This window comes from Methanobacterium sp. (assembly GCA_030017655.1).
Taxonomy (GTDB): Archaea; Methanobacteriota; Methanobacteria; order Methanobacteriales; family Methanobacteriaceae; genus Methanobacterium_D.
The window spans coordinates 86603-111717 of the sequence record JASEIM010000004.1 but is presented as its reverse complement, the minus strand read 5'-3'; the positions used below and the strand labels follow the sequence as shown (position 1 = coordinate 111717).

Here is a 25115-nt window from a genome sequence, read left to right as displayed (position 1 = left end):
AGGAGGTGTTATGAGTGGCTGATAAAAAAGAACCAGCAGAAGGATGGCCTGTAATTAACGGGGATTATGTGGTTGGTGACCCTGAAAGTCCGGTGGCAGCAACAACACTTGCTTCTCACATTGAACAGATTGCAGTTGATGCAGGAGCTGCAATATCAGGACCCTGTAAAACAGAAAACCTCGGAATCGAAAAAATGATTGCTAACCTGATATCCAACCCTAACATAAGATTCCTTGTTTTATGCGGATCAGAAGTGCAGGGACACATCACAGGACAAAGTATAGAAGCATTACACGCTAACGGCGTAGACGAGAAAAGAAAAATAGTCGACGCAACAGGAGCAATACCATTCATCGAAAACATTCCAGATGAAGGTATTGAAAGATTCCAGCAACAATTGGAAATCGTAAGCATAATTGACACAGAAGATGCCGGTCAAATCCAGGCAAAAGTTAAAGAATGCATAGAAAAAGACCCTGGAGCATTCGAAGAAGAAGCAATGATCATCAAAGTAGAAGAAAAAAAGAATACATTATTGAATAACGAAAAGACTGCCGAAGTGGAAGCATAAACATTTAATGCTCTCCCAAATTTATTTTTTTATAGTATAGTATAAAATTCCTTTTTTTTTAGTATAATGGAGTATATATATCCAGAAATTCAGGATATTTTTTATCAAGTATCCTCAGTGCAGACATGGCCTCTGGAGAAGTGCAGCATCTTTCTTCTACCAGATTTCTGAGGGTTAAATTTTTTATATTTTCTCTTATCTCTCTCATTACAAAATCCAGAGTGTTGATATTGTAATTTTTAAGTTCTTCAAATCCTAAATCATAAATTTTATATTTTTTAAGGTCATATCTTGCAGTTGGAGTCATCATATTATTCAAATATGCATAATAATAGGCCGCAGCATCTCCAAATAAATCAATGCCCATATACACAAGTAAAGGAATAAAAGAAGCATCAGTGAATGGAAAATATAATGCCACATTCGGATTCACTGTTTTCCTAATGCTAACAATTGTATCTACAAGATCCCTTGGATTTTTGAGTAGTTTTTCAGAATTTGCAATTATCAACGTGGTGTATCCTAAACTATCTAATTTTTCAGCGCATTTAATCCTTAAATCAATATATTTCGAGCCCTGAATAACTGCAATACCTTTAGATTCGCCTTTTTTCGCATATTCTATTGTTCTATTAACTGACCATTCTGCTAATTCTTTAGGAACGTCATAGGGCATGGGCTCATCTTTTACAATCTTTAATTTATCTGTTTGTTTTAAAATTGCAGGAGTGGTTAATTCAGTATATTTACCAAGCCTTGCTGGACCATCGTGCTGGTTTACGAGAAGCATATAGATCAAATCTTATTTTTTTATATTGATTTTATTTAAATAAAAGTTTAAAAATATTTGTAATTATACAAGAGCATTTGAATAAAACTTTTTAATGATAACAATGAAAAAGAATCAATTTAATTTAATTCCCTCTGGAATCACCACCATAAGAATAATACTTGCATTTATATTCCTATTTTTATTTCTAAATGGTCAATTACAATTATCTGTTGCTATTTTTATCATTGCAATTTTTACTGATGCATTAGATGGATACATGGCTCGTAAATTAAATTCAACATCTTCTACAGGGGCTTATTTGGATATAGCAGCAGATTTTATCCTTGTTTTAATAGCTTTCATAGTATTTGCAGTTAAAGGAATATATCCCTACTGGGTCCTATTTTTGATATTTATGGTGTTTTTTCAATTTATTTTAACATCCAAACTCAAAATACTTGTTTATGATCCTGTAGGGAAATATTATGGGTCTTTTCTTTTCGGGATTATTTTGATTACCATCATTACTCCATTTAATCAATTCTTACTCTTAATTATAGTTCTTTTCACATTACTATCGTTACTAAGCCGTTATTTATTCCTTATTTTTAAGAATAGAAAATAATATTCAATTAATGAAATATGGTTCAAAACCAATTAATTAAGATTAAACTTCAAATCTTTAATTATCATATTAATTTTTTCATTAAAGAATGTACTGAATAGGAATAGTAATTTATAACAATACAGAGAACATCTTTTCTTAAATAAATTAAATTTTGGAATAATAAAAGAGTATAATATAGTTATTTAATTAAAAATGTGTGAAAAACTGATTTTTAATAAAATAAAAAATAATAATGATTTTGACTTATTTTTGATCAATTAATCAATTCCCTCATGTTCATTTCAATATTCAAATTATTAAAATTATTATAGCCCCTAATTAATTATTTTTTATTTCTAATTAATTTAAAATAATTTATTTATTTATTCCATCTTACTATAAGATTTTTTAGACTTTCAGTGAATTAAAAGTTTTTATTTAATATATAGGGCCTTTTAAATTATTATAGAAAGTAATATATTGTATTAAATAATTAATAATAATTATCAATTCTATAGTATGGAGGTGAAAATGTGAATAAGAAATTTTTGGGAACAATAGTGGCCTTACTCATGGTTTTATGTACTGTTCAGTTAGCTGAACCTGCCGCAGCACAACCCACTTCCACAAAATGGTATAGCCAATATAACGAGGCTAATAATCAAATAGTTGGCCCACAGCCAGCATATCTATGGAGAAAGATTGATCAGGGTCAAAGATTCCTTAATCAAACCACCAAAATAGAATGGAAAACCTACAGATTCAGATACAACTACAATCACGTGTGGATAAATTCTACACAGTATAACAGAACTAATAATGCAAATAATAACAATATAAATAATCAGAACAACTGGAATTGGAATCACTGGCGTAGCTGGAATAACTGGAATAACTGGAACAGAAGGAACAACAATAATATAAATAATAACCAATGGAGTATTAATTCAAGCACAATTACACACTTAGATAAGATTAACTGGAGAGTTCTTCGAATAACAAAAAATACGTACGATCCACAAGGAAATCCAATAGGCACAAGCAGCGTAAAATACATTTACACACGTCTTAATGCCGTTAGATATTACTGGATATTCCGTAATTCACTGGTAATTCCTACAAATAACTTTGTATAAACCTATTTCACTTTTTTATATTTTAAATCCAATTTAAATTAGTTAAACTCTTTTTAAACTAAATTTTTATAGAGATTTTTAGTGTCATCAAAAAGGTTACAGTTAGCAAAATTTCCGCAATGTATATATATTGAGATCATCAACGTAGATATGAAAATTATAATTTTCACACAGACTTATTTTTAGAAGGGTGTGAAAAAGAATGAAAAACTTGAAACGTTTGAAAAACTTTTTAACTGGGCAACAGGCAGAAGAAGACGAAAAAAAGGAATCCGCAGAAGAAACAAAAACACCAGAAACATTTGAAGAAACAAGTGACAAAACCGAAGAAACCATAGAATCCAGTCCTGCAGTAGAGAAAAAGGTAGAAACAGAAGCTGTTAAGGAAGAAAAACCTGAAACAGAAGAAACAGAGCCTGAAGCTACTGTGAAAGAAAAAGAAGCTGAAACAAAAACTGTTAAGGAAGAAGAACCCGAAACAGAAGAAGTGAAAGCCGAAACTACTACAGAAGAAACAGAAGTAGAAGTCACTGAAGAAAAAGAAATCATTGAAGAGGAAGAGGAAACTGTTCCAGAAGAAGTTGAAACAGAATCTGAAGTTGTTGAAAAAGCCGAAAAAGAAGAGGAGCCTAAAACCAAAGGAAGTGTAAATATGACCTTACTTAATAAAGAGGAAAACTTAGTAAGTCCTGAAGATGTAGACAACACTTTTAAACAAGATATTATGGATGCTGGCGCTGATACAGTAGCTTTATGCTACCAGTGCGGAACTTGTACAGGATCATGTCCATCCGGAAAAAGAACTCCTTACAGGATAAGAAGCATAATAAGAAAATCTCTAATGGGACTTAGAAACGAAGTAATGAATGATGAAACCATCTGGGAATGTGTTACATGCTACGCTTGCCAGGAAAGATGCCCAAGAGGCGTTGCAATTGTAGATGTTGTTAAAGTAATACGAAACATGCAATCACAGGCAGGAAAAATGGCACCAGCCCATAAAGCAGTTGGTTCCTTCGTATTGAAAAGCGGACACGGAGTACCTATAAATGATGCTACAATGGCACTAAGAAAAAAAGTAGGACTTGGCGAATTACCACCAACAACCCATCAGTTCCCTGAAGCACTCAAAGAAGTGCAAGATATACTCAAGAAAACACAATTTGACACTTTAATCGGATACAACTGGGAAACCGGAGAATTAGAATAAGGAGGCAAAAAAATGGCAGATTTCGCATATTTCTTAGGATGTATTATGAACAACAGATACCCTGGAATCGAAAAGGCAACAAGAGTAATGTTTGAAAAATTAGGTATAGGCCTCAACGATATGGAAGGAGCTTCATGCTGTCCAGCACCTGGTGTATTTGGATCATTTGATAAGACTAGCTGGCTATCAATAGCTGCAAGAAACATAACCATAGCAGAAGATATGGGAATGGATGTAATGACCGAATGTAACGGATGTTTCGGTACATTATTTGAAACTAACCACGAATTACATGGGGATGAAGAAGCTAAAGCAAAAATTAACGAAGTCCTTGCTGAAGTTGGAAGAGAATACAAAGGTAACGTTAACGTAAGACACTTTGCAGAAATATTATACAATGATGTGGGTGTTGACAAAATAGCTGAACTTGTAACAAAACCATTAGATAACCTCAATGTTGCTGTTCACTACGGATGTCACTTCTTAAGACCAACAAAAGACATCCAAATAGACAACGCAGAAAAACCAACAATTTTAGATGAAATTGTAGAAGCAACCGGCGCAAAATCTGTAGATTACAGAGACAAAATGCAGTGCTGTGGTGCTGGTGGTGGAGTACGTTCAAGAGACTTAGATAACGCTTTAGATTTCACAAGAGACAAATTAACCAATATGACAGCCGCTGGTGCAGACGTTATTGTAAATGTATGTCCATTCTGTCACTTACAGTTCGATGTAGGTCAAACAGAAATTAAAAAAGTATTCGGTGACGAATTCGAAATCCCTGTTTTCCACCTTGCTCAGTTCCTCGGTCTTGCAATGGGATACAGTCTTGATGACCTCACTGTTGATGTACACATGACCTGTGTGGACTCAGCACTCGAGAAATGTTCACTCGAAGACATAGAAGAGCTGGACAAAGTTACAGGCGGAGAATAAATCCCTCAAAACTTTTGATATCAAAATTTTTGGTACTTGCAAAAACCTGATGTTTTTGCATGCCCCCAACACAAGGTGTTTGAGGTCGGCAAATCCCTCAAAATTTTTAATTTTGGGGTATCAAAACCAAAAGTTTTGATAGTTTTTATTTTCATGGCCACAGAAATTCATAGAATTTCTGTAGGTTTCTCCATTTTAATTTTATTTTTAACTTTTTTTAGAAATTTAACCTGATTTTAATTGTTATTTTTAAGAAAATTTTTATTTTAAATTTATATATCTTGAAGTGCATATTTTAAATTGATTAATAATTAAAATCACTTGAAGGATAGGCAAACTTTAGCCTTTTATTAAATAAACCATAAAAATTTCGAGGTGTTTTTTTGTTTATTGCAACACTAGCTGGAATATTTAAATTTGGAGAATTGCCCCGAGAATATGAGCCCTTTGTACGATACAAAGCCTCTCTTGAGAAGAAGAACATAGATGAGAACGAAGAAATTGCTGTTTTAAATATTCAGGGTACAGAAAGCAATCATGTTTTATTCTTAAACTCATATCAAAACATTAACGATATAGAAGCCGAATTAAAAGAAGCTCACGCAAAACTTAATTATAACACTAAAAAAATCTTGGAAGGCCATATATGACTGATTTACCCATTGAACAAACATGGTTAATTCTCGTTGAGCTTTTTACTGATCTTAAAAAGAAAAATGTTGAAATTCCAGATGAAGTCACCAAAAATATTAGGCTTGCCCGATCCACAATAAATTTTTATAAATCAGATCCAAACAACCCGGAGATGATGAATGAATTAAGAAGGATAAATAATCTCTTAAATTCAGTTCAAGACACACTTCTAGATTTATCAGATGAAATAGGAGAAGAATACAAAGAAGAATGGATTGAGAGCCTTAAAAGAGCTGCAAGAGGAGAAACAGTAATTGAAAAAGAAGTTTCCACCCCAAAATTTGTTGTTGGAGCTCCTGCAGGATTTTCCATGGTTAGAGTAACTTTCAATGAACCTATGTCAGAAGAAAGGATAAATGATATTGCAGAAGAATATGGTATAATAATAGAATTCGAGGAAGACAACATAATTGCCCTCTACGGAGATAAGGAGAAAGTTAAAGAAAGCTTAAAGGAAATTGCTTCTTTTTTTAAGGAATAAAATTTCCCATATTATATTCTAAATTAGATTCTGGAGGATCATCATGAAAATTCTGGCTATGGGAGATATTCACGGTCAATGTCAAAATATCTTCAAATATCTGCAAAAAAACAGTGTAGATTTAATAGTATTAACTGGAGATATAACTCATTTTGGCCCAAATAAACTTGGGGAAGATATATTAAATGAAATATGTATGTTTAACATTCCAACACTTGCAATACCGGGTAACTGCGACCAGAGATATATTTACGGAGAAATAGAAAACTCCAATGCAATTAATATACATAATCGGACGTTGATAATTAAAAATATAGGTTTTTGTGGGTTTGGAGGTTCAAACACCACTCCTTTTAATACTCCAATGGAATTTGCAGAGCTGCAGATTTATCAGGAACTTGAAAAGTTAATGAAACAAATAGAAACTCAGGAAGTACGAATATTGGTCACTCATGCCCCTCCATACAACACAAAAACTGATATATTACCTTCTGGAGATCATGTTGGAAGCGAAAGTATAAGGCGAATCATTGAAGAATTCCAACCTTCTTTGAATATCTGTGGGCACATACACGAAGCCCGGGCAGTTGATAAAATAGGAGATACAATCATAATCAATCCAGGAGAATCATCAAAGGGATTCGCAAGCTTAATAAATATAAATGAAGAGGATAAAACTGTAAAAATAGATCCAGAGTTGATTAATCTTTAAATTAAATATTTGTTAAATTTAACAAATAGTCTTTTTTAATATTCTTGAAAAATAAAATCGCATACTATTTAAGGCATTGACCCTAAAATAGACATAGAAAGAGGAAGCTGACAAATTTTCATCATATAAAAAGAGAATTGTCAAAGAAATAATAATTTAATCCTTTAATAAACTAACTCTTATTGTCCCTTTGAGGTGGAAAATTGAAAATGATAATGGTTGAAGGAGAAGTAAGCGGAAAAAAGTATACAGAACCTTTTTCTAAGGGAGTACTTGCAAGATCTTTGACTAGGGCAGAAATGGACGCAGATAGAGCATATATTTTTGCATCTCAAATAGAATCTCACTTAAGAAAAGAAGGCATTAAAGTTATCAGTCTTGATGATCTCGTTGGGATAGTTCGTGCAAAATTAAAAAGAGAAGATGAAGAGATTGCAGAAAAATATGGCCTTTGGAGAAGGATTCGTAAATGCAGAGAACCTCTCATCATACTTATTGGTGGTGCATCTGGTGTTGGGACATCTTCAATTGCGTTTGAAGTGGCTAACAGACTTGGAATAAGAAATATGACAAGTACAGATATCATAAGAGAAGTTATGCGTAAAATGGTATCCAAAGATCTGCTACCAACAATATTTGAGTCCAGTTACACTGCATACAGATCTTTACGGATTCCCCCACCTCCAGAACTGGATGAAATCCTGATAGGTTTTCGGGATCATGTTGATACTGTAAGCGTTGGCGTTGATGCTGTAATAGAAAGAGCCTTGAAGGAAGGAATAAGCATAGTAATTGAAGGGGTTCACATTGTGCCCGGATTTATAAATGAAGACCTTGTAAACAAACATAATGTGGCAATGTTCATTTTAACTCTTCAGGACGAAGAAGTTCATAGAGGGCGATTTTATTCAAGGTGCAGGCAATTATGGGCAAGGAGACCACTCCAAAGGTATATGAATTATTTTGGGGCAATACGAAAAACTCACAAATACTTTGAAATTCAGGCCAAGAAGTTTGATATACCTGTAATTGAAAATATTGACGTTACAACAACAATTGACTGTATAATAGAAACTCTCACAAAGACATATGGAAGTGAAGAAGATGTTAGAGAAACAGAAAGTTAAAGAAATAATGACAGAAAATGTCATAACCGTGCCACCAACAGAAGATGTTGTTTTCGCATTTGAAAAATTAATGAAACACAAAGTAAGTGCTCTTCCTGTAGTGGACAATGGAAATCTTGTAGGTATCGTTACAGCAACTGATCTCGGACATAACCTTATTCTCGATAAATATGAACTTGGAACAAATGTTGCTGAAGTAATGGTTAAAGATGTTATTTGCGTGAAGCCTGAAGATGACTTATGCACTGCAGTTGAAAAAATGAACAAATACGGTGGAGATGAAGGAATAGTAAACCAGCTGGTTGTTGTTGAAAACAACAAAATAAAAGGAATTATCTCTGATGGAGATATCATCAGGGCCATATTATAATTAAAAATATAAATAAATATTATTATTATTGAAGTAATCTTTAAATCAGATTATTTCATCTAAAAATCCTATTATTGCTTTCAAATATAGAAGGATACAGTTAAATAAAGAATCCCCGAAATTACAGCACATATAGGAAATGTAAGCACCCAGGAAGATAAAATTTGTTTTACCACGTCGCCACCGATATCACGAGTTCTTCTTGCAAGACCAACTCCAATTACAGAACCAACAAGTGTTTGAGTAGGAGATATAGGCATTCCCAGAAATGCAAAAAATAGAATAACTGATGCAGCAGATATTTGGGCCGAAACTCCCCTTGTAGGGACTAAATCAGTGATTCTTTTTCCAACGGTACCCACAATTCTATTTCCAGCGACCAATATACCAGTAACAAGTCCAAATGCCCCTAAAAGTCTTATATCTATACCTGAACCTGTTCCAACAACTGCAATCATCACTCCAGTTGCAGCAGCAATATCTATGGCTCCTATTCCCAAAGCAGCGAAACATGAACTTAAAATCTGTAGATAAGAAAATATTTTCTCAATTCTACCACTTACAGCTAAGCTTCGTACTTTTTCAAGTAAAAGCGTTCTTAAAAAATAATAAAATATAAAACCAATTAAAGCACCCAATAATGGTGATGAAATCCAGCTTAACGCAATAATCAACAGAGAATTCCATTTAATATGAATTAAACCAGCATAAACCACACCATAGCCAAAAATAGCCCCTACCATGGAGTGACTTCCTGAAACAGGTGTTTTTCTGAAAATAGAGATACTTACCCATAACCCTGCCGATAATGTAGATATTACAGCACCTATGGGTGTTATAAAAGAGATATCAACTATTCCACCAGATATGGTTCTTATAACATTGCCGCTTAAAAAAATTGCACCAATAAACATGAATATAGACCCAACTATAAGGGCCTGCCTCATCTTGATAACTCCACTCCCTACAGCAGTTCCCATAGAATTTCCAATATCATTAGCTCCAATGTTACTTGCTAAATAGATACCAGTCAGAATCCCAATTATTAGAACCCATTCCATATCTATATTATGAATTTCATTTAATTAAAATTAAAGAATAAATGCATATACTGAATCAATTAACTGTTAGAAAATAATCAGAACTAAAATTATTCAATAATTAATAAACGAAACATGCGTGAACTGTGATTCACACTTTAAACTACATAAACATAAAAATGGTACAAAATATGTACTCTACAATCGTGATTCATTTCTGAAATTAAATTTGTAACGATTTAGAAACTTAAATGTACTGACTAAACGAGCTCTATCCTTCCTTATTCTTACCGTCGCTATTTTTAATCTTAAAATGTGTTAACTATGTTTTTCCATCATCTGACATTGACCAGGGATCATTTCTACTATTTATTTTATACCCTCTAAAGCACATTGTACTTCCAATTTCCTTTTTCCACTTGCAGCTTCTGCCAGATCATAAATTGTCCAATCTTTAAACTCTTCACCTTTAACCCTTAATACAATATATCCTATTGAGTAATTTCCCCTACTATCTTTACATGCAACATGTAGATAATCAGCCTGATAGTTCTTACCCATTTGATTTAAACCCTGTATAGCGGCATAACCTAACTGGCTGAAATCAGAACAATTTAAAGGAGCATTTGCTTTTAATCTTGCTATTGATTCCACTTAAATATCATTTTTGTAATTACCATATCTTCTTTTTTACTAAATTATAAAACTCTGTTGCTGTTTTAAATGTGCCTGGTAACGCTGCCTCAAGTTTACTGATTATTTCTGGCTTTGAATTTGGATCTGGCTTTGGTGGTACTGGATCTAATGCTTTTTCAATTCCAATATTTCCTGGATAAATCCCATTTACTTTCTTATAATTTTCAGCCCGCTTCTACATATCTAAAAATTGGTTCTGTTGTATTCTAAACCCTGCAATATCTACATAATTCGGAAGTCTTCTTTCACTCTTTTTAAATGTGTTAATATAGCCCCACATTTTCTGATATTGGGCAAAAGTCAATGAATTAACCATCATATCGTCTCAACTATTTTTTTGTATTGTGGACGCCCTCTGCAATGAATAAATCCATGTAACCTTATATTTTCATTATGTAAGTAATTAATTTCTACTTGATTTAAATGATATTCTTTTGATCAAAAGGTTAAAATAGTATAATATCAATAGTTACTATGGGCTAGACTGGAGAGTTAGGGGTCCTCTGTAAGCGCAAATCCCCTATACGGCGTGGTCGAAGTTCAGGAGGCGGCAAGCTAAATGGATATTGGCCCAGATTCTCAACGTAGAAACCTCGTCCCGCAGGATCAGTGGTGGCAGGGTTTCGGCTGTAGGGCCGGAATTAACTGTCTTAACCACAGGAACGGGTCAGGTCTGGAAAGAAGCAGCTCTACTGCGGACAGCTGATGCTTGTGGAGCAACGGGGCGGAGTTGAGGTTCTGGATCACCAGTGTCCAGGAGGTTTGTCCACTCCTGAACGTGCCCGTTACCATAAAACACAATCTTTAATTGAAACAAAAACCAAAACAATTATAAACTATCAAATACAATCATCTTTTTTATCTCATATTATTATAAGTTCATTTGCCGGGGTGGCCCAGTCTGGTACGGCGTGGGACTGCTAATCCCATGATCCTTTGGATCGCGCGGGTTCAAATCCCGTCCCCGGCGTTCAAAAAAATTTTTAATTTCTTTGGCACCTCAAAAACGGAATTTTTAAACCTTTAAAACCCCTGATTTTAATTTACAAATCGTTAATTTGCAGGCTTTAAAAAGTTTTGATTCAAAGTCCGGCAGAAAGAAGCATGTGAAGTTCGATTTGTTGCATCAAAAATCCTTGATTTTTGATCGTTCTCCGGCCAGAAAAAATCCCTTATTCCACAATCTCGCTACGTTCAAAAATAGAAAATCTATTTTTTAATTAATTAGAGCATTCTTAAAAATTATATAAAAAGTTTTATGGTCAAAAACTAATATTGATTAAAAGCTGTAGTTTAAATCTTATCATAATATTCAAAGGATGTGTTAATTATTAAAATAAAGCCCATTTATGTTTTATTATCATTAATAATCTTGATTTTAATCTATTTATCATCTTTAATTCCTTATAATCAATCAGATGTCAAAGATTTTTCGGAAGATGAAAAAATAATTCTAAATAAATCATTATCATTACCTTTAAACAGACAGATTGAGCTCAAAGAAGTATTTATCGAGAATAATGGTGTTAGAAATCAATTATATAATAAATATAAAAGTACTGGTAATTCTGATTACTATCAATCATATGTAGATTCAGGTTATACCCTAAATGTATTCTCTAAACTGGCAAAAGAGAGAAATTTAACTGATAACGAGTTTAATATTTTAATTATTACATTAAAGGCTAACAATGCCTATTATTCCAATCATACATCCCCCAATGACAGCTATCTCATTGGAACTTTTTCCCCAAAATCACCATATCCCATCCCTAATAAATTTATTACACCAAATTTCAAAAGCAGTCTTCCATTTGTATATTATAAAGGCCAGGGATGGCAATATTATCCTGTCACTGCAACATTCTGGGCTTCACAATATTTCAAAAATGGAGATCATCAAAGCGGAATAGAACTTCTTGATGAACTAAGCCCATATATGGTTGTTAAAGATTATAATGGAATCAAATACGGTGTTTTTAATGTATATTTTGAATATTCAAACTCCAGCATTCCCTGGGCTTCTTCATATTCACAGGGAATGTCAGCAGGCTTATATTCATTAGCATATAACCAGACTAAAGATAAAAGATATCTAATTCAGTCACATCTCTTATTTAACTCTTTTAAAGTACCTCAAAAGGAAGGAGGGTTTATAACTTCAACTAAATATGGGAACTGGTTCTTAGAATATAATTTCAAACCTAACCATCTAATATTAAATGGACATATAATCACCATGCAAGGTATTTACGATTATTATCAGGTTACAGGCGACTCATATGCTTTAAAACTTTATAATGATGGTGTTAACAGTACAGTAAACATTTTACCAGAAATGGATAGTGGAAACTGGAGTTATTATGCTCTTACTGGCATTGAGGAGAAACCCGCTTGGGAAGCTACTGAATATTATCATGGACTCCATGTCGAGCTCTTAAACTGGTTATATTCAAAGACTGGAAACCCATTATTCATACAATATGCCAAACGATGGGAGGCATATCTAAAAAATAATATGCATGAAAAGTATAAATAGATTTCCAATGAATATATAATCTCCATACCCCTTAAATCTCATTCCAGTATCAATTCAACTGGCATTGATGATTTTTCACTGAGTTCCCCAACAGAAACCCATTAGCGAATCTTTTTATTACAAATTTAAAGGTTCACCAACTTCAATAATATAATTATCAGGTCATAAAATCTCATTAATCTACCCATGGTTGCTCTATAATCGTACAAATTCCACATCTAAATATTCTAATTTTGCTTCGAATTTATCTATTTCAAAACATAGTTCTATTAAATCCTTTGAATAATCTTTTCACTTTAGATTTACATGTTAATTTTTGAAAGTGTTTGATGTCATGAATTGCGAAACTCCTTTTAAATACAACATTTTCACCATGATCTATTTCTATTTCCTGTTTCAAGACATTTTCATAAAATTCTTTTGATTTCTTTAAATTTTAACCACAATAAGGGGACAAATATAATTTAACACTCGAAAATCATAGATTTTCGGTGCTTAAGAAACTACGTTTCGTAGCCGAAAAAATTTTTAATTTTTCCATGTTTGCAAATTGAAAATTTAAAACCGCAAAAACCACAGGTTTTTGAATGCCCCAAAAATAATGGATTTTTGAGGGTTTCCATTTTATTTCATCCAATCGACGCCATAATTTAAATATTAATAAAACTTCTTTATATCCTATCCATAGATAATTTTATTCATGTATCAAAGCAATTAATTCTTGAATAGATATTTAAAGAGGGTTTCAAATGGAAATGACATACGTCTTCCTTGCAATAACATTAATAGGGGCTTTTTTAAATTTATTTTTAAGTAAATCACCTAAAACAAAAAATAGAGTTTTCGAAGTGTTTTTATTATGGTTTTTAGTTGTAATGGTTGGATTTGGTTCAATATGGGGCTTTATAGGGCATGTTTTTATGGCCAATATGGTTGCTGCGTTGATAGGCTGGCCTGCAGGCAGTCCATTCCAGTTTGAAGTGGGAATTGCAAATCTATCCTATGGAATTTTAGGTATTTTATGCTGGAAATTCAGGGATAACTTCTGGATAGCGACTATAATAGCAATTTCAGTATTCTATCTTGGTGCTGCATACGGACATATTATGAACATTGCTCAAACTGGAAATTTGGCGCCTGGAAATGCCGGTTACGCGCTTTATATTGATATCTTAATTCCAATAATTCTTATATGTCTTCTAATAGCTTATAATCTCACAAAAAACAGTGAAGTAACTGAAGACATTGGAGATTCAGATATACCAAAAAGTGCCTGAATTACAAATACTATTTTTTAATATTTTAAATGTTTATATTGGTAATTCAGCAATTTAATATAAAAATCAGCTAATCTTTTTCATTTATCCTATTTATTGGTAATTTTGTGTCTATCAAAATCTTTCAAAATTTCCACTTCTATCTCATTAGATATAGACTTAATATATTCAGTTTTTCTTAAAGTTAAACCGCATTCACGAAGTTCATCTATTGATACATTATTTAATTAGTTTGGTGCTTGAGATACATGATAAACATGGCTTCCTCTCTTTAAAGTGCTATTAAATAATTCGATTATTTCCGTTAATAAATGAGAAAACAACTTTTATTCTGCCACATATCTACTTGAGAAATATAACTTAAATTTTAATAAGAGTTATTTCTCAATTAACCCATAAATAGCCTTCCCAAGCCGTTTTATACCTTCTTCAATTTTTTCTTCATCAGAATTAGAAAAGTTGAGTCTCAATGTATTTTCTCCACTTCCATCAGCGAAAAATGCATTACCCGGGACAAATGCAACATTTTCTTTAATTGCAAGATCAAACAGATCCAAAGAGGATAAATCTTCTGGAAGAGTAACCCAAAGGAACATTCCACCCTCAGGCTCTGTATATTTAACATTTTCAGGAAAATGCTCTTTAATCATTGAAATCATCAGGTTTCTCTGGTTCCTATACATTTTCTTAATTTTTTCTATATGCTCATCAACATTATTGTCAATTAAATACTGATAAACAACCCTCTGAGTGAAATAGTTAGAATGTAGGTCTGAAGCCTGTTTTGCTATGATTATCTTTTCCATTATCTCCTCATTTGCAACTATCCAGCCGAGTCTCATTCCTGGAGAAACTATCTTTGAAAATGAACCGAAAAGAACTCCATCTTCAAGATAAGACTTAACAGGAGGTATATCTTCTCCCAAAAACCTTATTTCACCGTAAGGATTATCTTCTACAAAAATAGTGTCTTCATTTTTAAGAATTTCAGCTACTTCTTGCCTTTTTTCTTTTGAATAGGTTATGCCTGTTGGATTCTGGAAATTTGTGACCGAATAGAATAATTTAATTTTATTTTCATCAAATGTTTTTTGTAAAGCAGTTATGTCTACACCATCTTCTAACAAAGGAACAGACTTGAATTCAGGTTCAAATAACCCAAATGATTGAATTGCAGCAAGATATGTAGGGCTTTCTACCAGAACTTTATCTCCTTTATTTAAAAAAACCTTGCCTACAAGGTCAATTCCCTGCTGCGAGCCGTTTGTAATCAGTATTTCATCGGCATTGACCTTTAAACCTTTTTTTGAGTATCTTTCCGCAATATATTCGCGAAGTTGTAAGTATCCTTCTGTTGTGCTGTATTGAAGAATTTCATTACCATTTTGAGATAAAACCTTGGATACTGCTTCTTCTATTTCCTTAACAGGGAATGATTTGGGGTTTGGAAGCCCTCCAGCAAATGAAATGATGTCTGGTTCCTCCGTAACTTTAAGTATCTCCCTTATAAATGATTTGTGAACGTTATTCATCCTATCTGCAAATAAATTCTTCATCTAATCACCGTTTTAATTTTAATTATGAAATATAATCATCACTATCTATTTTTTACTCCCATATTTCCTTACATGTTCCCATGCATTTCTATATTTTTCAGGAGTTTTATTCTTGTCATATAAAGCTGTATCTTTCCGATTAAAGATTTTTCTGTCCTTCCCAACCGGACAAACCTTGATACATATCCCACATGGAGATCTATATTCTTTCCTGAGTTTTTTACTTCTTTGGGCGCATTTTATTTTATCTACTGGAGGTGGAAAATCACCTTCCTTTTTTATTGCATTAACCGGACATTCATTAACACATGCAAGGCATTTGGTGCATAAACTCTCGTTTTTGATTGGATCTCCTTCTATTTTAGCAGTTGTGAAAATTGAGGTGAATCTAACTCTTGGACCATATTCTGGAGTTAGAAGAACATTATTCTGTCCAAAAGAACCTAAACCTGCAAGATATGCTGCATGTTTATGTGAAAAGAATGCAAATGGTTTTTCAAGGAGCACATCTATATCCCCATAAGCATCTCTAGGTAAATAAATTGAAGGATAACCTCTGAATATCAAAAAATTTGATAGTTCATATGCCTTAGAATCTAAAGCAGCATTTACAGTTTTATAAAGTTCATGGTAATAAATAGATGGAGCTGTTTCAAGTATTGGAAGTTGAACTGGAAGTCCTATTACAATAACCGTTTTTGCTTCAGGATATATTGATTGGGGCCAGAATTCTACGGGAATCCATTCACTAAAAGTATCTGGAAGTTCTTTGGGAGGTTTTTCCCATCTACTAACTGGTGCAAATCCTACCAGAGGGATCTGGAGTTCTCTGCACTTTTCTATTATTTCTTTTTTTAAGGATTTCATATTTTAATTGAATTATATTTTTTTTAGGGATAAACATGCTTCTTCACAGAGTTATATTTTTTAAGTTTTTATTAGCCAAATCCATTAGATATCTATAATTTACCGGCCATTTTTAAGGCCTCAAACCACAAGATACTTATAATCCCTGCTAACAGGCAAATTAACAGGTCTTCCAGGTGTAAAATGCTGAATCCAAAGAGATTACGTAATGGTTCTAAGTAAAGCACAAGCCCTAAAAATAGTAATGCGCCGCCAATAACATACCAAAGTGCTTTGTTTGGAGAGCGTAATGTTTCAAAAATTGTCATAGACCATGACCTGTTAGTTAAAATCAGGGCTAGGTTAGCTACAATTAATGTGGTGAAACTTAATGCACGTGCTTCCATATCTCCCTGTCCGTTATAGAGTGTTATTGCATATACTCCCAAAACTATTATTAAGACGCTGATTCCCTGCAGAATACTTAAACTGATTACTCTTCTGTCAAATAATGGTTCTTTCACACTTCTAGGTGGCCGTTTCATCACATTTGCTTCTGCTGGTTCTGCTTCAAAGACAATTGAACATGAAGGATCTATTATTAATTCCAGAAATACAATTTGAACTGGTAACAGGACAAGAGGCAGATTAAAGAGCACTGGAATTAATGACATACCTATTATGGGTATGTGGACAGCGAAAATATAGGCAATAGCTTTCTTCAAATTATCAAAGATTCTTCTTCCCATTTTAACAGCATCTACTATTGATGAAAAATCATCATTGAGCAATACCAGTGCTGATGCTTCTCTGGCAACATCAGTGCCTCTATCCCCCATACTTATCCCAATTTGGGCTGATTTTAACGCTGGAGCATCATTTACACCATCCCCTGTCATTACCACTACTTCATTATTTGCTTTTAGGGCATTTACAAGGCGGAGTTTCTGTTCAGGTACTACCCTGGCAAATATATTTACATTTTTAATTTCATTCTGTAACTTTGAATCATCCATATTATCCAGTTCTGGACCTGTAATAATCTTTTCTCTTGGCTTAAGGCCAATTTGCTCAGCAATTTTCTTTGCAGTACCCGGATAGTCCCCAGTTATCATTACAACCCTTAATCCTGCATTATAACATTCATCAATTGCATCTGCAACTCCCGGTCTAACTGGATCTATATACCCTATAAGCCCTAAAAACTCAAATTTAAAATCATGTTGTTCAACTGGCAAACCTACTTGTTTAAAGCTTGCTTTAGCTACTCCAAGTATCCTTAAACCTTCATTTGCCATTGATTTTATATTCTGTAACATTTTCTGTGTATCTTTTTCGTTTAAATGGCAGAGATCAGCAATAGCTTCGGGTGCACCTTTTGCTGCGATGATATAATCTTCACCATCCGGCGATTTCCAAACATGAGACATTGCCAGTAATTCCTGTGAAAGAGGATATTCGCGTACTATTGTCCAATCATCGTGTAAATGCTCTGTATCCGATAAAGTATCTTCTCCAAGCTTTTCTAATGCTTTCTCCATTGGATCAAAGGGATCTCTCTGGCTAGCAAGGATACTGAATTCAACAAGTTCGTGGAAATTTTCTGGAAGTGAATCCTGTTTTTCTGTATTAACTTCGTAAAAATCTCCATTTGCATAAATTTTACTAACTGACATTTGATTTAAAGTTAAAGTACCTGTTTTATCAACACACAACACAGTTGCTGACCCTAAAGCCTGTATTGCATGTGAACGCCTTGTAAGTACCTCTTTTTTAGAAATTCTCCATGCTCCCAATGCAAGGAAAATTGTAAGTACAACCGGAATTTCTTCAGGCAGAATAGCCATTGCCAGTGTTATACCTGCTAAAAATCCGTTGATCCAGTCTAATCTTGTCAACCCATATATAATTACTACAGCAGCGCATAATACTATTCCTGCAAGTGCAAAGTTTCGAACCAAAGTACGGGTTTCTTTTTGTAAGGAAGTATCTTCATCTTCCAGTGTCTCCAATCTCTTACCAATCTTACCCATTTCCGTTTTTAAACCTATATTTTGTACTTGAGCTATTCCCTGACCCTGTACAACGAGAGTTCCGGAGTAAACTGATGGTAATTCATCACCACCCGGTGGATACATATCCATAACTCCTCCACACGGGACTTTACGAACAGGTACAGATTCTCCAGTTAATAGTGATTCATTAATTAGAAGATGGCTGCATGAAAGAACAACAGCATCTGCAGGTACCCTATCTCCCTCTTCTAAAATTAAAATATCATCCCTAACCACTTCACGACCTGGAATTCGCTTTTTTTCACCATCACGGATTACCAGTGCACGTGGACTGGATAAGTCCCTGAGTGCCTCCAGTGTACGCTCTGTTTTACGTTCCTGGTAAAAAGTGATTCCAATTATAACAAAAACAAATCCAAGAAGCATTAAAGCCTCATCAAGACTTCCTAGAAAAAGATATATTATTCCACTGGCTATTAATAGCAGGAACATCGGTTCACGAATGACCTCAAACAAAATAGTAAGAATAGTTCTTTTTTTTGTTGAAGGAAGTTCATTATATCCTTCCTTTTTTTGTCTTTCAGCTACTTCAATCTGGGAAAGCCCAGAAATATCTTTGATATCAAGGTCATTTGTCAATTTTTCACCTTCAAATTTATATGAGCAAATGTTCATATATTCATAGATGAATGTTTATTCACATGATCGTATATAAAACTATCGGATTTTTGACTAATTAATTTAAAAAAAGAAGTAATTAAAAATAAAATAATTGGAAAAGCCTAACGTGAAATTAAATCCCAGGCTCTTCTTCAAGTTTCTTTTTAAGGAGTTCCACTGCATCTTCACGCATTTTAAACTTCTGTATTTTACCACTTGCTGTAAGAGGGAACTCATCAACAAAGAAAACATGCTTTGGAACTTTATAACGTGCTATTCTTTCTATTCCATAATCTCTAACATCCTCTTCAGTGAGATCAGCATCTTCATCAAGTATTATAAATGCCCCGACAATTTCACCGTATTTATCATCAGGAATTCCTATAACCTGTACGTCCTTAATTCCAGGCATTGTGTAGTAAAACTCTTCAATTTCACGCGGATAAATGTTTTCTCCACCACGAATAATCATATCTTTAATTCGTCCCACAACCGTGAAGTATCCTTTTTCATCCATTGTAACTAAATCGCCGCTATGAAGCCATCCATCTTCATCAATTGCTTCTGCAGTTTTATCGGGCATTTTATAATACCCTTTCATTACATTATAACCTCTGCTGCAAATTTCACCAACTTCTCCAGGTCCAACAGTTTTACCTGTTTCTGGATCAACAACTTTAATTTCACAGTTAGGCAGTTTTCTTCCTACAGTTTTAACCCTTAATTCAAGAGGATCGTCGACACTTGTCTGAGTAAATCCAGGAGAGCCTTCAGTTAGGCCATAAACACTGGTTATCTCCGTCATGTTCATGTCATTAACTACTTTTTTCATGGCCTCAATTGGACATGTGGAACCGGCCATTATTCCTGTTCTAAGTGAAGATAAATCAAACATGTCAAACATAGGATGCGTATATTCTGCAATAAACATTGTTGGGACACCATAAAGCGCAGTACATTTTTCTTTTTGTACTGCTGCAAGAACCATGAGAGGATCGAACTGTTCAAGCATTACAAGAGTTCCACCATGTGTATACATTGCCATAAGCCCTAAAGTAACTCCAAAACAATGGAACATTGGTACGGGAAGACATAATCTATCTTTTTCAGTGTATTTCAGGTTTTCACCAATGTAATATCCATTATTAATTATATTTTTATGTGTAAGCATTACTCCCTTCGGGAAACCTGTTGTCCCTGATGTGTACTGCATACATACTACATCATCGCTATCAAAAGTATTTTTAATCTCTAAAAGCTCTTTATCATCGGTGTGTTTTCCTAAAAGAAGTAGTTCATTGGTATTGTAAAGTCCACGATGCTTTTCAGGACCAATGTAAATTACACTTTTAAGGCAGGGATATTCTTTGCTTTTTAAATTACTTCTGTTACTTGTTTTTAGTTCAGGGACAAGTTCATATAATACTTTTAAATAATTCACATCTCTGAATCCCTCTGTTATTGCAAGGGCTTTCATATCTGACTGTTTTAAAACATAATCCAGTTCATGACTTTTATAAGCAGTATTTACTGTTACAAGAACTGCCCCAATTTTTGCACATGCAAATAAGAATGTAATCCAGTCCGGAACGTTTAATGCCCAAATTCCTACATGATCGCCTTTAGTAATTCCGATGGAAAGCAGGCCTTTTGCAAGCATATTTACGCGATCATCAAATTGTTTATAAGTAAATCGAAGGTCTCTATCTGGATAGACCATAAATTCCTGGTCTGGATTCTTTTCAACCATTTTTTCAAGGAAATCTCCAATTGTATCTTCTGTAAAAAGCATTTAAATCCCCCTTAATAATCATTTATTTAGAATTTTCTTCAATTACCAAATGTTCTTTTAGTTGAGACCTTATAGATCCGGGAATAGGCACTGCTTTTTGATTAATAAAATCAAAGTGTACAAGTACTGCTTTTCCTTTAGCTTTAAGTTCTCCGTCCTGCCAGGCCTCATGACCTATTGTAAAAGAGGAATTACCAATATGCGTTATGTAATTTCTTATTTCTACATCTTTTCCATAATACATCTGACCTAAATAGTCAAATTCAGTCCTGACAAGGATTAATTTCCATTTTTCATAACTTAAATCGAGATCTGGTGTAAACATTCGAAATATTGGATTTCTTCCGACTTCAAACCATTCTACAAGCGCTATATTGTTTATATGGCGAAGTCCGTCTGCATCTCCGAATCGTGGTGTTACTGTCTCTATAAACATTAAAAATTCATCTCCTGATTGATTATTGATTATAAATTTCCATAATTAACAGTTTAGCGTATTTAAACTAAAAAATCATTGAAATGTCCCTATAAACTTTAATTCATCTCCTGATTTAATTTGATCAAAATGGTGTGTAAACCACTGCAAGAATCTTTGCATCTTCACCACCATATGCATGGAGATCATGAGGTACAATTGAGTCATAATAAATGCTATCTCCTGCAGAAACCAGATATCTATCCTGACCGTATAATATCTCAATTTCTCCATCCATCACATAAATAAACTCTTCTCCCTCATGGGATGATAATTTGTAATCCTCTGTTTCAGGGGGGTGAACATCGATAATAAAAGGTTCCATGTGCCTATCTGCCTTTCCAGAGGCCAGCGGATAGAAATCAAGCGCACTGGTGTGCGGATGATCTTCTTTTCCAGAAAAATGTATCACCTGCTCAGACTCTCCCGATTTTACCATTACAGGCCCTGTTTGAGGATGATCATCGAGAAATGTGCCTAAACGAACCCCTAAAGCCCTCGCTATCTTTATAAGTGGTGTAAGAGATGGTATTAATTTTCCACTTTCAATATTTTCTATAATTTTACTGCTGCACTGACTTTGAGATGCCAGTTCTTCAACAGACATTTCCTTGTTTTCTCTTATTTGTCTTACTTTTGCTCCAAGTTTATTTTCTTCTGACATTGAATATTTCCCCTCAAATTTAGTTTTAATAGTTTAAATAAATCCTAATACTTTTTTAATATATCTAAATGAAATTTTAGTTAATATAAATCTAGTATTTATCAACTAAATTATGTTTAAATCTTTAAATATCAATGGTTTCCAATCTGTTCATGGCTTCAGATAATTTTTCGTATGCCGCTGCGTATGATATTCTGAAGTGTCCTTCTCCACATTTTCCAAAGCTTGCACCATTAACAATTATCACACCTACATTTAATGCTTCATTAACAAATTCAGATGAATTATCAACCTTTGGGAATGCATAAAATGCTCCTTTAGGAGCTTTAAATGGTATTCCCATTTCATTAATTCTTTTAACTATTAAGTCTCTTCTTCTTTTAAATTCTGCCACCATTTCCCCGACGCATTCTTGTGGGCCTGTTAATGCTTCAAGCCCTGCTATTTGAGATAATGAGCTGGCACATGCAACATTATACTGATGAACCTTCAAAAGTTCTTCAGTTATCTCTGGCTTTGCAGCAATGTATCCTACTCTAAATCCTGTCATTGCATAGGTCTTTGAGAATGCATTTATAGTTATTGCATTGTCTGTGTATCTTCCAGGGCTGTAATGCTTTCCTTCATAAATTATCTTTTCATAAACTTCATCAGATATCAAATATATGTTATGATCTTCTGCTATTTCAGCTATACCTTTAATATCTTGTTTCTGCATCACTGCACCAGTTGGATTTGCAGGAGAATTCATAATTATTGCTTTTGTTTTATCAGTAATTTTATCAAGCACATCATCTGCAGTCATTTGAAATTCATTTTCTTCTTTAAGGCTTATTGGAACTATTTCGCCTTCTGCAAGTTTCACAAATGCATCATATGAAAGAAATCCTGGATCTGGGATTAAAACTTCATCTCCTTTATTCACCAGCGCCTGGAGACTGATATAAAGTGCTTGACTTGCTCCAACTGTTACTGTTATGTTATCTGGATCTGTTTCTATTTTATTTTCATCGGCAAGTTTGCAAGATATGGCCTCTCTAAGTTCCAGAATACCGTTATTTGAAGTATAATGAGTAAATCCCTCATCTAAAGCCTGTTTTACAGCTTCTCTAATATGTTCAGGGGTGTCAAAATCGGGTTCACCTAAACTGAGATTAATAGCATTTTCTGGTGTGAGTTCAAACATTTTTCTTATTTCTGAAAGTTGTATTGATTTACATCTCTTAGCTGGTTGAAACATAGTATCACTAAATCAATAAATTAATTTAATAAATTAAATCAGTGTCAATTCATATCTAGATCATATATAATAAGAATATATTTGTATTATCCTGTTCATTTATAAAATTCACTAGTATTATTTAAAAAAATTGTTATTAATTAATAGCTAATTTTAGTCTCAAATTAATAAAAAATGATTATTTTATGATATTACTGTTTTAATACCTGATTATTTACCTTCTTAACTAATAGACATATAAAAAAAGTAAAAATAAAAAAATAAATTAAACAATGGCTTTATATCTTAAAAAAGCCATCATCTGACTGTAAGACTTATCAACACTTCCCGATGCCACAACACCATGAGATGATAGAACTTCACCAGTTATAGCCGGAATTCTGGCTAAATTAGATACATCTTCCACTGCTCCCGGGTATTCTGCTCCTGCTTGGTTATAAACAATCAATGCAGACCCTGTTTGAGAGCTAACATATTTAGCAATATTATAGCTTTCATATGTAGGAGATTTTGTACATAAAACACTGTTTTTACCCGGAAAACCGCCCGGTTGTGTAGAATGGAAATCTCCAAGGGCATTTACCTGTAAACCTTTTGCTTTATTTATTATCTGGTTACTTGGAGTTCCAGCAACATTTGCCACGCTGTTAAGGTTTTTACCATTCCATAAACGGATGTTCTGCGCAGTACTGGATGGAGCTGCAAATGGAACAATGTAAACTGTTCCCTTAATAGAGTTTCCATTCAGATAGTTAATCATCTTCATGGCCGCTATCTGGGCTGGAAGTTCGTTTCCATGCACTCCCGCAATAATCATTACTTTTGGGCCGGTTCCATTACCAAATGTAACCATCGGAGTGCCCGATTTGGCCAGAGAATACACTTGACTGGTTATCTGGCTGCTGGGAACATTATTCTTAATATATGAATTTCTGGTTACATCTCCCCCAGTTCCAGTAACAATAACTTCCATTTTGGATGCTGTAACAGGTGCTGGGCTTGTTGGAGAACTGATTATAGGCCCTGTCCATGCATTTACAGATGCATAATTAGGTAGAACCTTATTTTGACCGTAAAAGTTCACTATCCTTGAATACAAGTAAATCAAGGATTCATACCTGATCTTTCCTAAAGATGATTGTGTATATGCTGGTGCAGCACCGCCGGATTCCATGCTAGTTTTTATTTGTTTTGCCAGATTAAGATATTCAGTTTTATATACATTTCCACTCCTAAGCTCTTCCACGCTACTTGAAGGATTCTGGAAACTGTATTGGCTTATAAAGCCCATATTTCCGCTGCTAATATTTGAAGTTGCAGTTACAAGCAAATACATGAAATCAGGCATTTTTACCTGTTTATTGTTAATTGTAACATAATTAGGAAGTTTTTTATTAGTTTCTATGAACGCCTTAACTCTTTTTGCAGCTTCTTCAATCTGGTATAAACTGTAAGAATTACCAGTTGATGTTAATTGAGCTGCCTGGACATTTACGTAATGGTTTAAGTTTTCTGCAGGTTGATTGTTTGCTTCAACCACAAAGGTATCATTTGCATTCATTAAAACGGCAGAAAAAACAATTAAAAGCATTACAATAATTTTTATTTGTTTAATTGTATCGCCTCCGAACCTGAATTCCAGGATATGGTGAAGAATTTTACTACATAATATATAAATTCTTTGCTCTGTTTTTTA

23 protein-coding genes, 1 tRNA gene, 1 other RNA gene and 1 pseudogene are annotated in these 25115 nt (G+C 33.7%); 14 read left to right on the top strand and 12 right to left on the bottom strand.

What is annotated here, in order from left to right:
* Positions 1-14: 14 nt before the first annotated feature.
* Positions 15-521, top strand: a pseudogene (gene mtrA / locus QMD61_03385) (tetrahydromethanopterin S-methyltransferase subunit A).
* 109 nt (positions 522-630) lie between these two features.
* Here the strand turns inward: mtrA and QMD61_03380 are convergent.
* Entirely contained in the window at positions 631-1362 is a 732-nt protein-coding gene (locus QMD61_03380) for an archaeosine tRNA-ribosyltransferase (protein MDI6723670.1), read from the bottom strand.
* 103 nt (positions 1363-1465) lie between these two features.
* Between QMD61_03380 and QMD61_03375 the strand changes: the two genes are divergently transcribed.
* The 9 genes from QMD61_03375 to QMD61_03335 all read left to right on the top strand — a co-directional run bounded on the left by QMD61_03375 (position 1466) and on the right by QMD61_03335 (position 8619).
* Positions 1466-1969 carry a CDP-alcohol phosphatidyltransferase family protein gene (locus QMD61_03375; protein ID MDI6723669.1) on the top strand — a complete coding sequence of 168 codons (504 nt, stop codon included), beginning with the start codon at positions 1466-1468 and terminating at the stop codon, positions 1967-1969.
* A gap of 515 nt (positions 1970-2484) precedes the next feature.
* Positions 2485-3087 carry a hypothetical protein gene (locus tag QMD61_03370; GenBank protein MDI6723668.1) on the top strand — a complete coding sequence of 201 codons (603 nt, stop codon included), beginning with the start codon at positions 2485-2487 and terminating at the stop codon, positions 3085-3087.
* A 202-nt stretch (positions 3088-3289) separates the two neighbouring features.
* Positions 3290-4297: a CoB--CoM heterodisulfide reductase subunit C gene (gene hdrC / locus QMD61_03365; protein ID MDI6723667.1), complete on the top strand. Its 1008-nt coding sequence runs from the start codon at positions 3290-3292 to the stop codon at positions 4295-4297.
* Between the two features lie 12 nt (positions 4298-4309).
* Positions 4310-5236 carry a CoB--CoM heterodisulfide reductase subunit B gene (gene hdrB, locus QMD61_03360; GenBank protein MDI6723666.1) on the top strand — a complete coding sequence of 309 codons (927 nt, stop codon included), beginning with the start codon at positions 4310-4312 and terminating at the stop codon, positions 5234-5236.
* Between the two features lie 383 nt (positions 5237-5619).
* Positions 5620-5886, top strand: a complete 267-nt coding sequence (locus QMD61_03355) for a DUF749 domain-containing protein (GenBank protein ID MDI6723665.1) — start codon at positions 5620-5622, stop codon at positions 5884-5886.
* A complete protein-coding gene (locus QMD61_03350; protein ID MDI6723664.1) occupies positions 5883-6410 on the top strand; it encodes a DUF2096 domain-containing protein in 528 nt (175 codons plus the stop codon). The genes QMD61_03355 and QMD61_03350 overlap by 4 nt, the downstream gene beginning before the upstream one ends.
* Positions 6411-6453: 43 nt before the next feature.
* A complete protein-coding gene (locus QMD61_03345; GenBank protein ID MDI6723663.1) occupies positions 6454-7122 on the top strand; it encodes a metallophosphoesterase in 669 nt (222 codons plus the stop codon).
* A 209-nt stretch (positions 7123-7331) separates the two neighbouring features.
* Positions 7332-8249 (top strand): 2-phosphoglycerate kinase, encoded by a 918-nt coding sequence (locus QMD61_03340; protein ID MDI6723662.1) that lies wholly within the window; start codon positions 7332-7334, stop codon positions 8247-8249.
* Positions 8227-8619, top strand: coding sequence for a CBS domain-containing protein (locus tag QMD61_03335; GenBank protein MDI6723661.1), 393 nt, complete (start codon positions 8227-8229; stop codon positions 8617-8619). Before QMD61_03340 ends, QMD61_03335 begins: the two co-directional genes overlap by 23 nt.
* 80 nt (positions 8620-8699) lie before the next feature.
* On the opposite strand, the gene QMD61_03330 is transcribed toward QMD61_03335, so the two are convergent.
* From QMD61_03330 to QMD61_03320, 3 genes are all read right to left on the bottom strand, one after another.
* Entirely contained in the window at positions 8700-9680 is a 981-nt protein-coding gene (locus QMD61_03330; GenBank protein ID MDI6723660.1) for an inorganic phosphate transporter, read from the bottom strand.
* 348 nt (positions 9681-10028) lie between these two features.
* Positions 10029-10313, bottom strand: a complete 285-nt coding sequence (locus QMD61_03325; GenBank protein MDI6723659.1) for a hypothetical protein — start codon at positions 10311-10313, stop codon at positions 10029-10031.
* A 217-nt stretch (positions 10314-10530) separates the two neighbouring features.
* The gene (locus QMD61_03320; GenBank protein ID MDI6723658.1) at positions 10531-10674 is read right to left on the bottom strand and encodes a hypothetical protein; all 144 of its coding nucleotides are present in this window, start codon (positions 10672-10674) and stop codon (positions 10531-10533) included.
* A 153-nt stretch (positions 10675-10827) separates the two neighbouring features.
* On the opposite strand from QMD61_03320, the gene ffs reads away from it, so the two are divergent.
* From ffs to QMD61_03300, 4 genes are all read left to right on the top strand, one after another.
* An RNA gene (gene ffs, locus QMD61_03315) (signal recognition particle sRNA) lies at positions 10828-11143 on the top strand.
* Between the two features lie 97 nt (positions 11144-11240).
* Positions 11241-11325: transfer RNA gene (locus tag QMD61_03310), tRNA-Ser, on the top strand.
* Positions 11326-11676: 351 nt separating this feature from the next.
* The gene (locus tag QMD61_03305; GenBank protein MDI6723657.1) at positions 11677-12894 is read left to right on the top strand and encodes a D-glucuronyl C5-epimerase family protein; all 1218 of its coding nucleotides are present in this window, start codon (positions 11677-11679) and stop codon (positions 12892-12894) included.
* A 749-nt stretch (positions 12895-13643) separates the two neighbouring features.
* Positions 13644-14171 carry a hypothetical protein gene (locus QMD61_03300; GenBank protein ID MDI6723656.1) on the top strand — a complete coding sequence of 176 codons (528 nt, stop codon included), beginning with the start codon at positions 13644-13646 and terminating at the stop codon, positions 14169-14171.
* A 377-nt stretch (positions 14172-14548) separates the two neighbouring features.
* Here the strand turns inward: QMD61_03300 and QMD61_03295 are convergent, their stop codons facing one another.
* The 8 genes from QMD61_03295 to QMD61_03260 all read right to left on the bottom strand — a co-directional run bounded on the left by QMD61_03295 (position 14549) and on the right by QMD61_03260 (position 24980).
* Positions 14549-15727, bottom strand: a complete 1179-nt coding sequence (locus QMD61_03295) for a PLP-dependent aminotransferase family protein (protein ID MDI6723655.1) — start codon at positions 15725-15727, stop codon at positions 14549-14551.
* A 45-nt stretch (positions 15728-15772) separates the two neighbouring features.
* A complete protein-coding gene (locus QMD61_03290; GenBank protein MDI6723654.1) occupies positions 15773-16594 on the bottom strand; it encodes a 4Fe-4S binding protein in 822 nt (273 codons plus the stop codon).
* 92 nt (positions 16595-16686) lie between these two features.
* Positions 16687-19227, bottom strand: coding sequence for a cation-translocating P-type ATPase (locus QMD61_03285; GenBank protein ID MDI6723653.1), 2541 nt, complete (start codon positions 19225-19227; stop codon positions 16687-16689).
* 154 nt (positions 19228-19381) lie between these two features.
* Positions 19382-21040, bottom strand: coding sequence for an AMP-binding protein (locus QMD61_03280; protein MDI6723652.1), 1659 nt, complete (start codon positions 21038-21040; stop codon positions 19382-19384).
* Between the two features lie 22 nt (positions 21041-21062).
* Positions 21063-21476: a thioesterase family protein gene (locus QMD61_03275; GenBank protein ID MDI6723651.1), complete on the bottom strand. Its 414-nt coding sequence runs from the start codon at positions 21474-21476 to the stop codon at positions 21063-21065.
* Between the two features lie 124 nt (positions 21477-21600).
* Positions 21601-22179 carry an XRE family transcriptional regulator gene (locus QMD61_03270; GenBank protein MDI6723650.1) on the bottom strand — a complete coding sequence of 193 codons (579 nt, stop codon included), beginning with the start codon at positions 22177-22179 and terminating at the stop codon, positions 21601-21603.
* A gap of 124 nt (positions 22180-22303) precedes the next feature.
* Positions 22304-23419, bottom strand: coding sequence for a pyridoxal phosphate-dependent aminotransferase (locus tag QMD61_03265; GenBank protein ID MDI6723649.1), 1116 nt, complete (start codon positions 23417-23419; stop codon positions 22304-22306).
* A 265-nt stretch (positions 23420-23684) separates the two neighbouring features.
* A complete protein-coding gene (locus tag QMD61_03260) occupies positions 23685-24980 on the bottom strand; it encodes a pseudomurein-binding repeat-containing protein (GenBank protein MDI6723648.1) in 1296 nt (431 codons plus the stop codon).
* Positions 24981-25115: the final 135 nt, after the last annotated feature.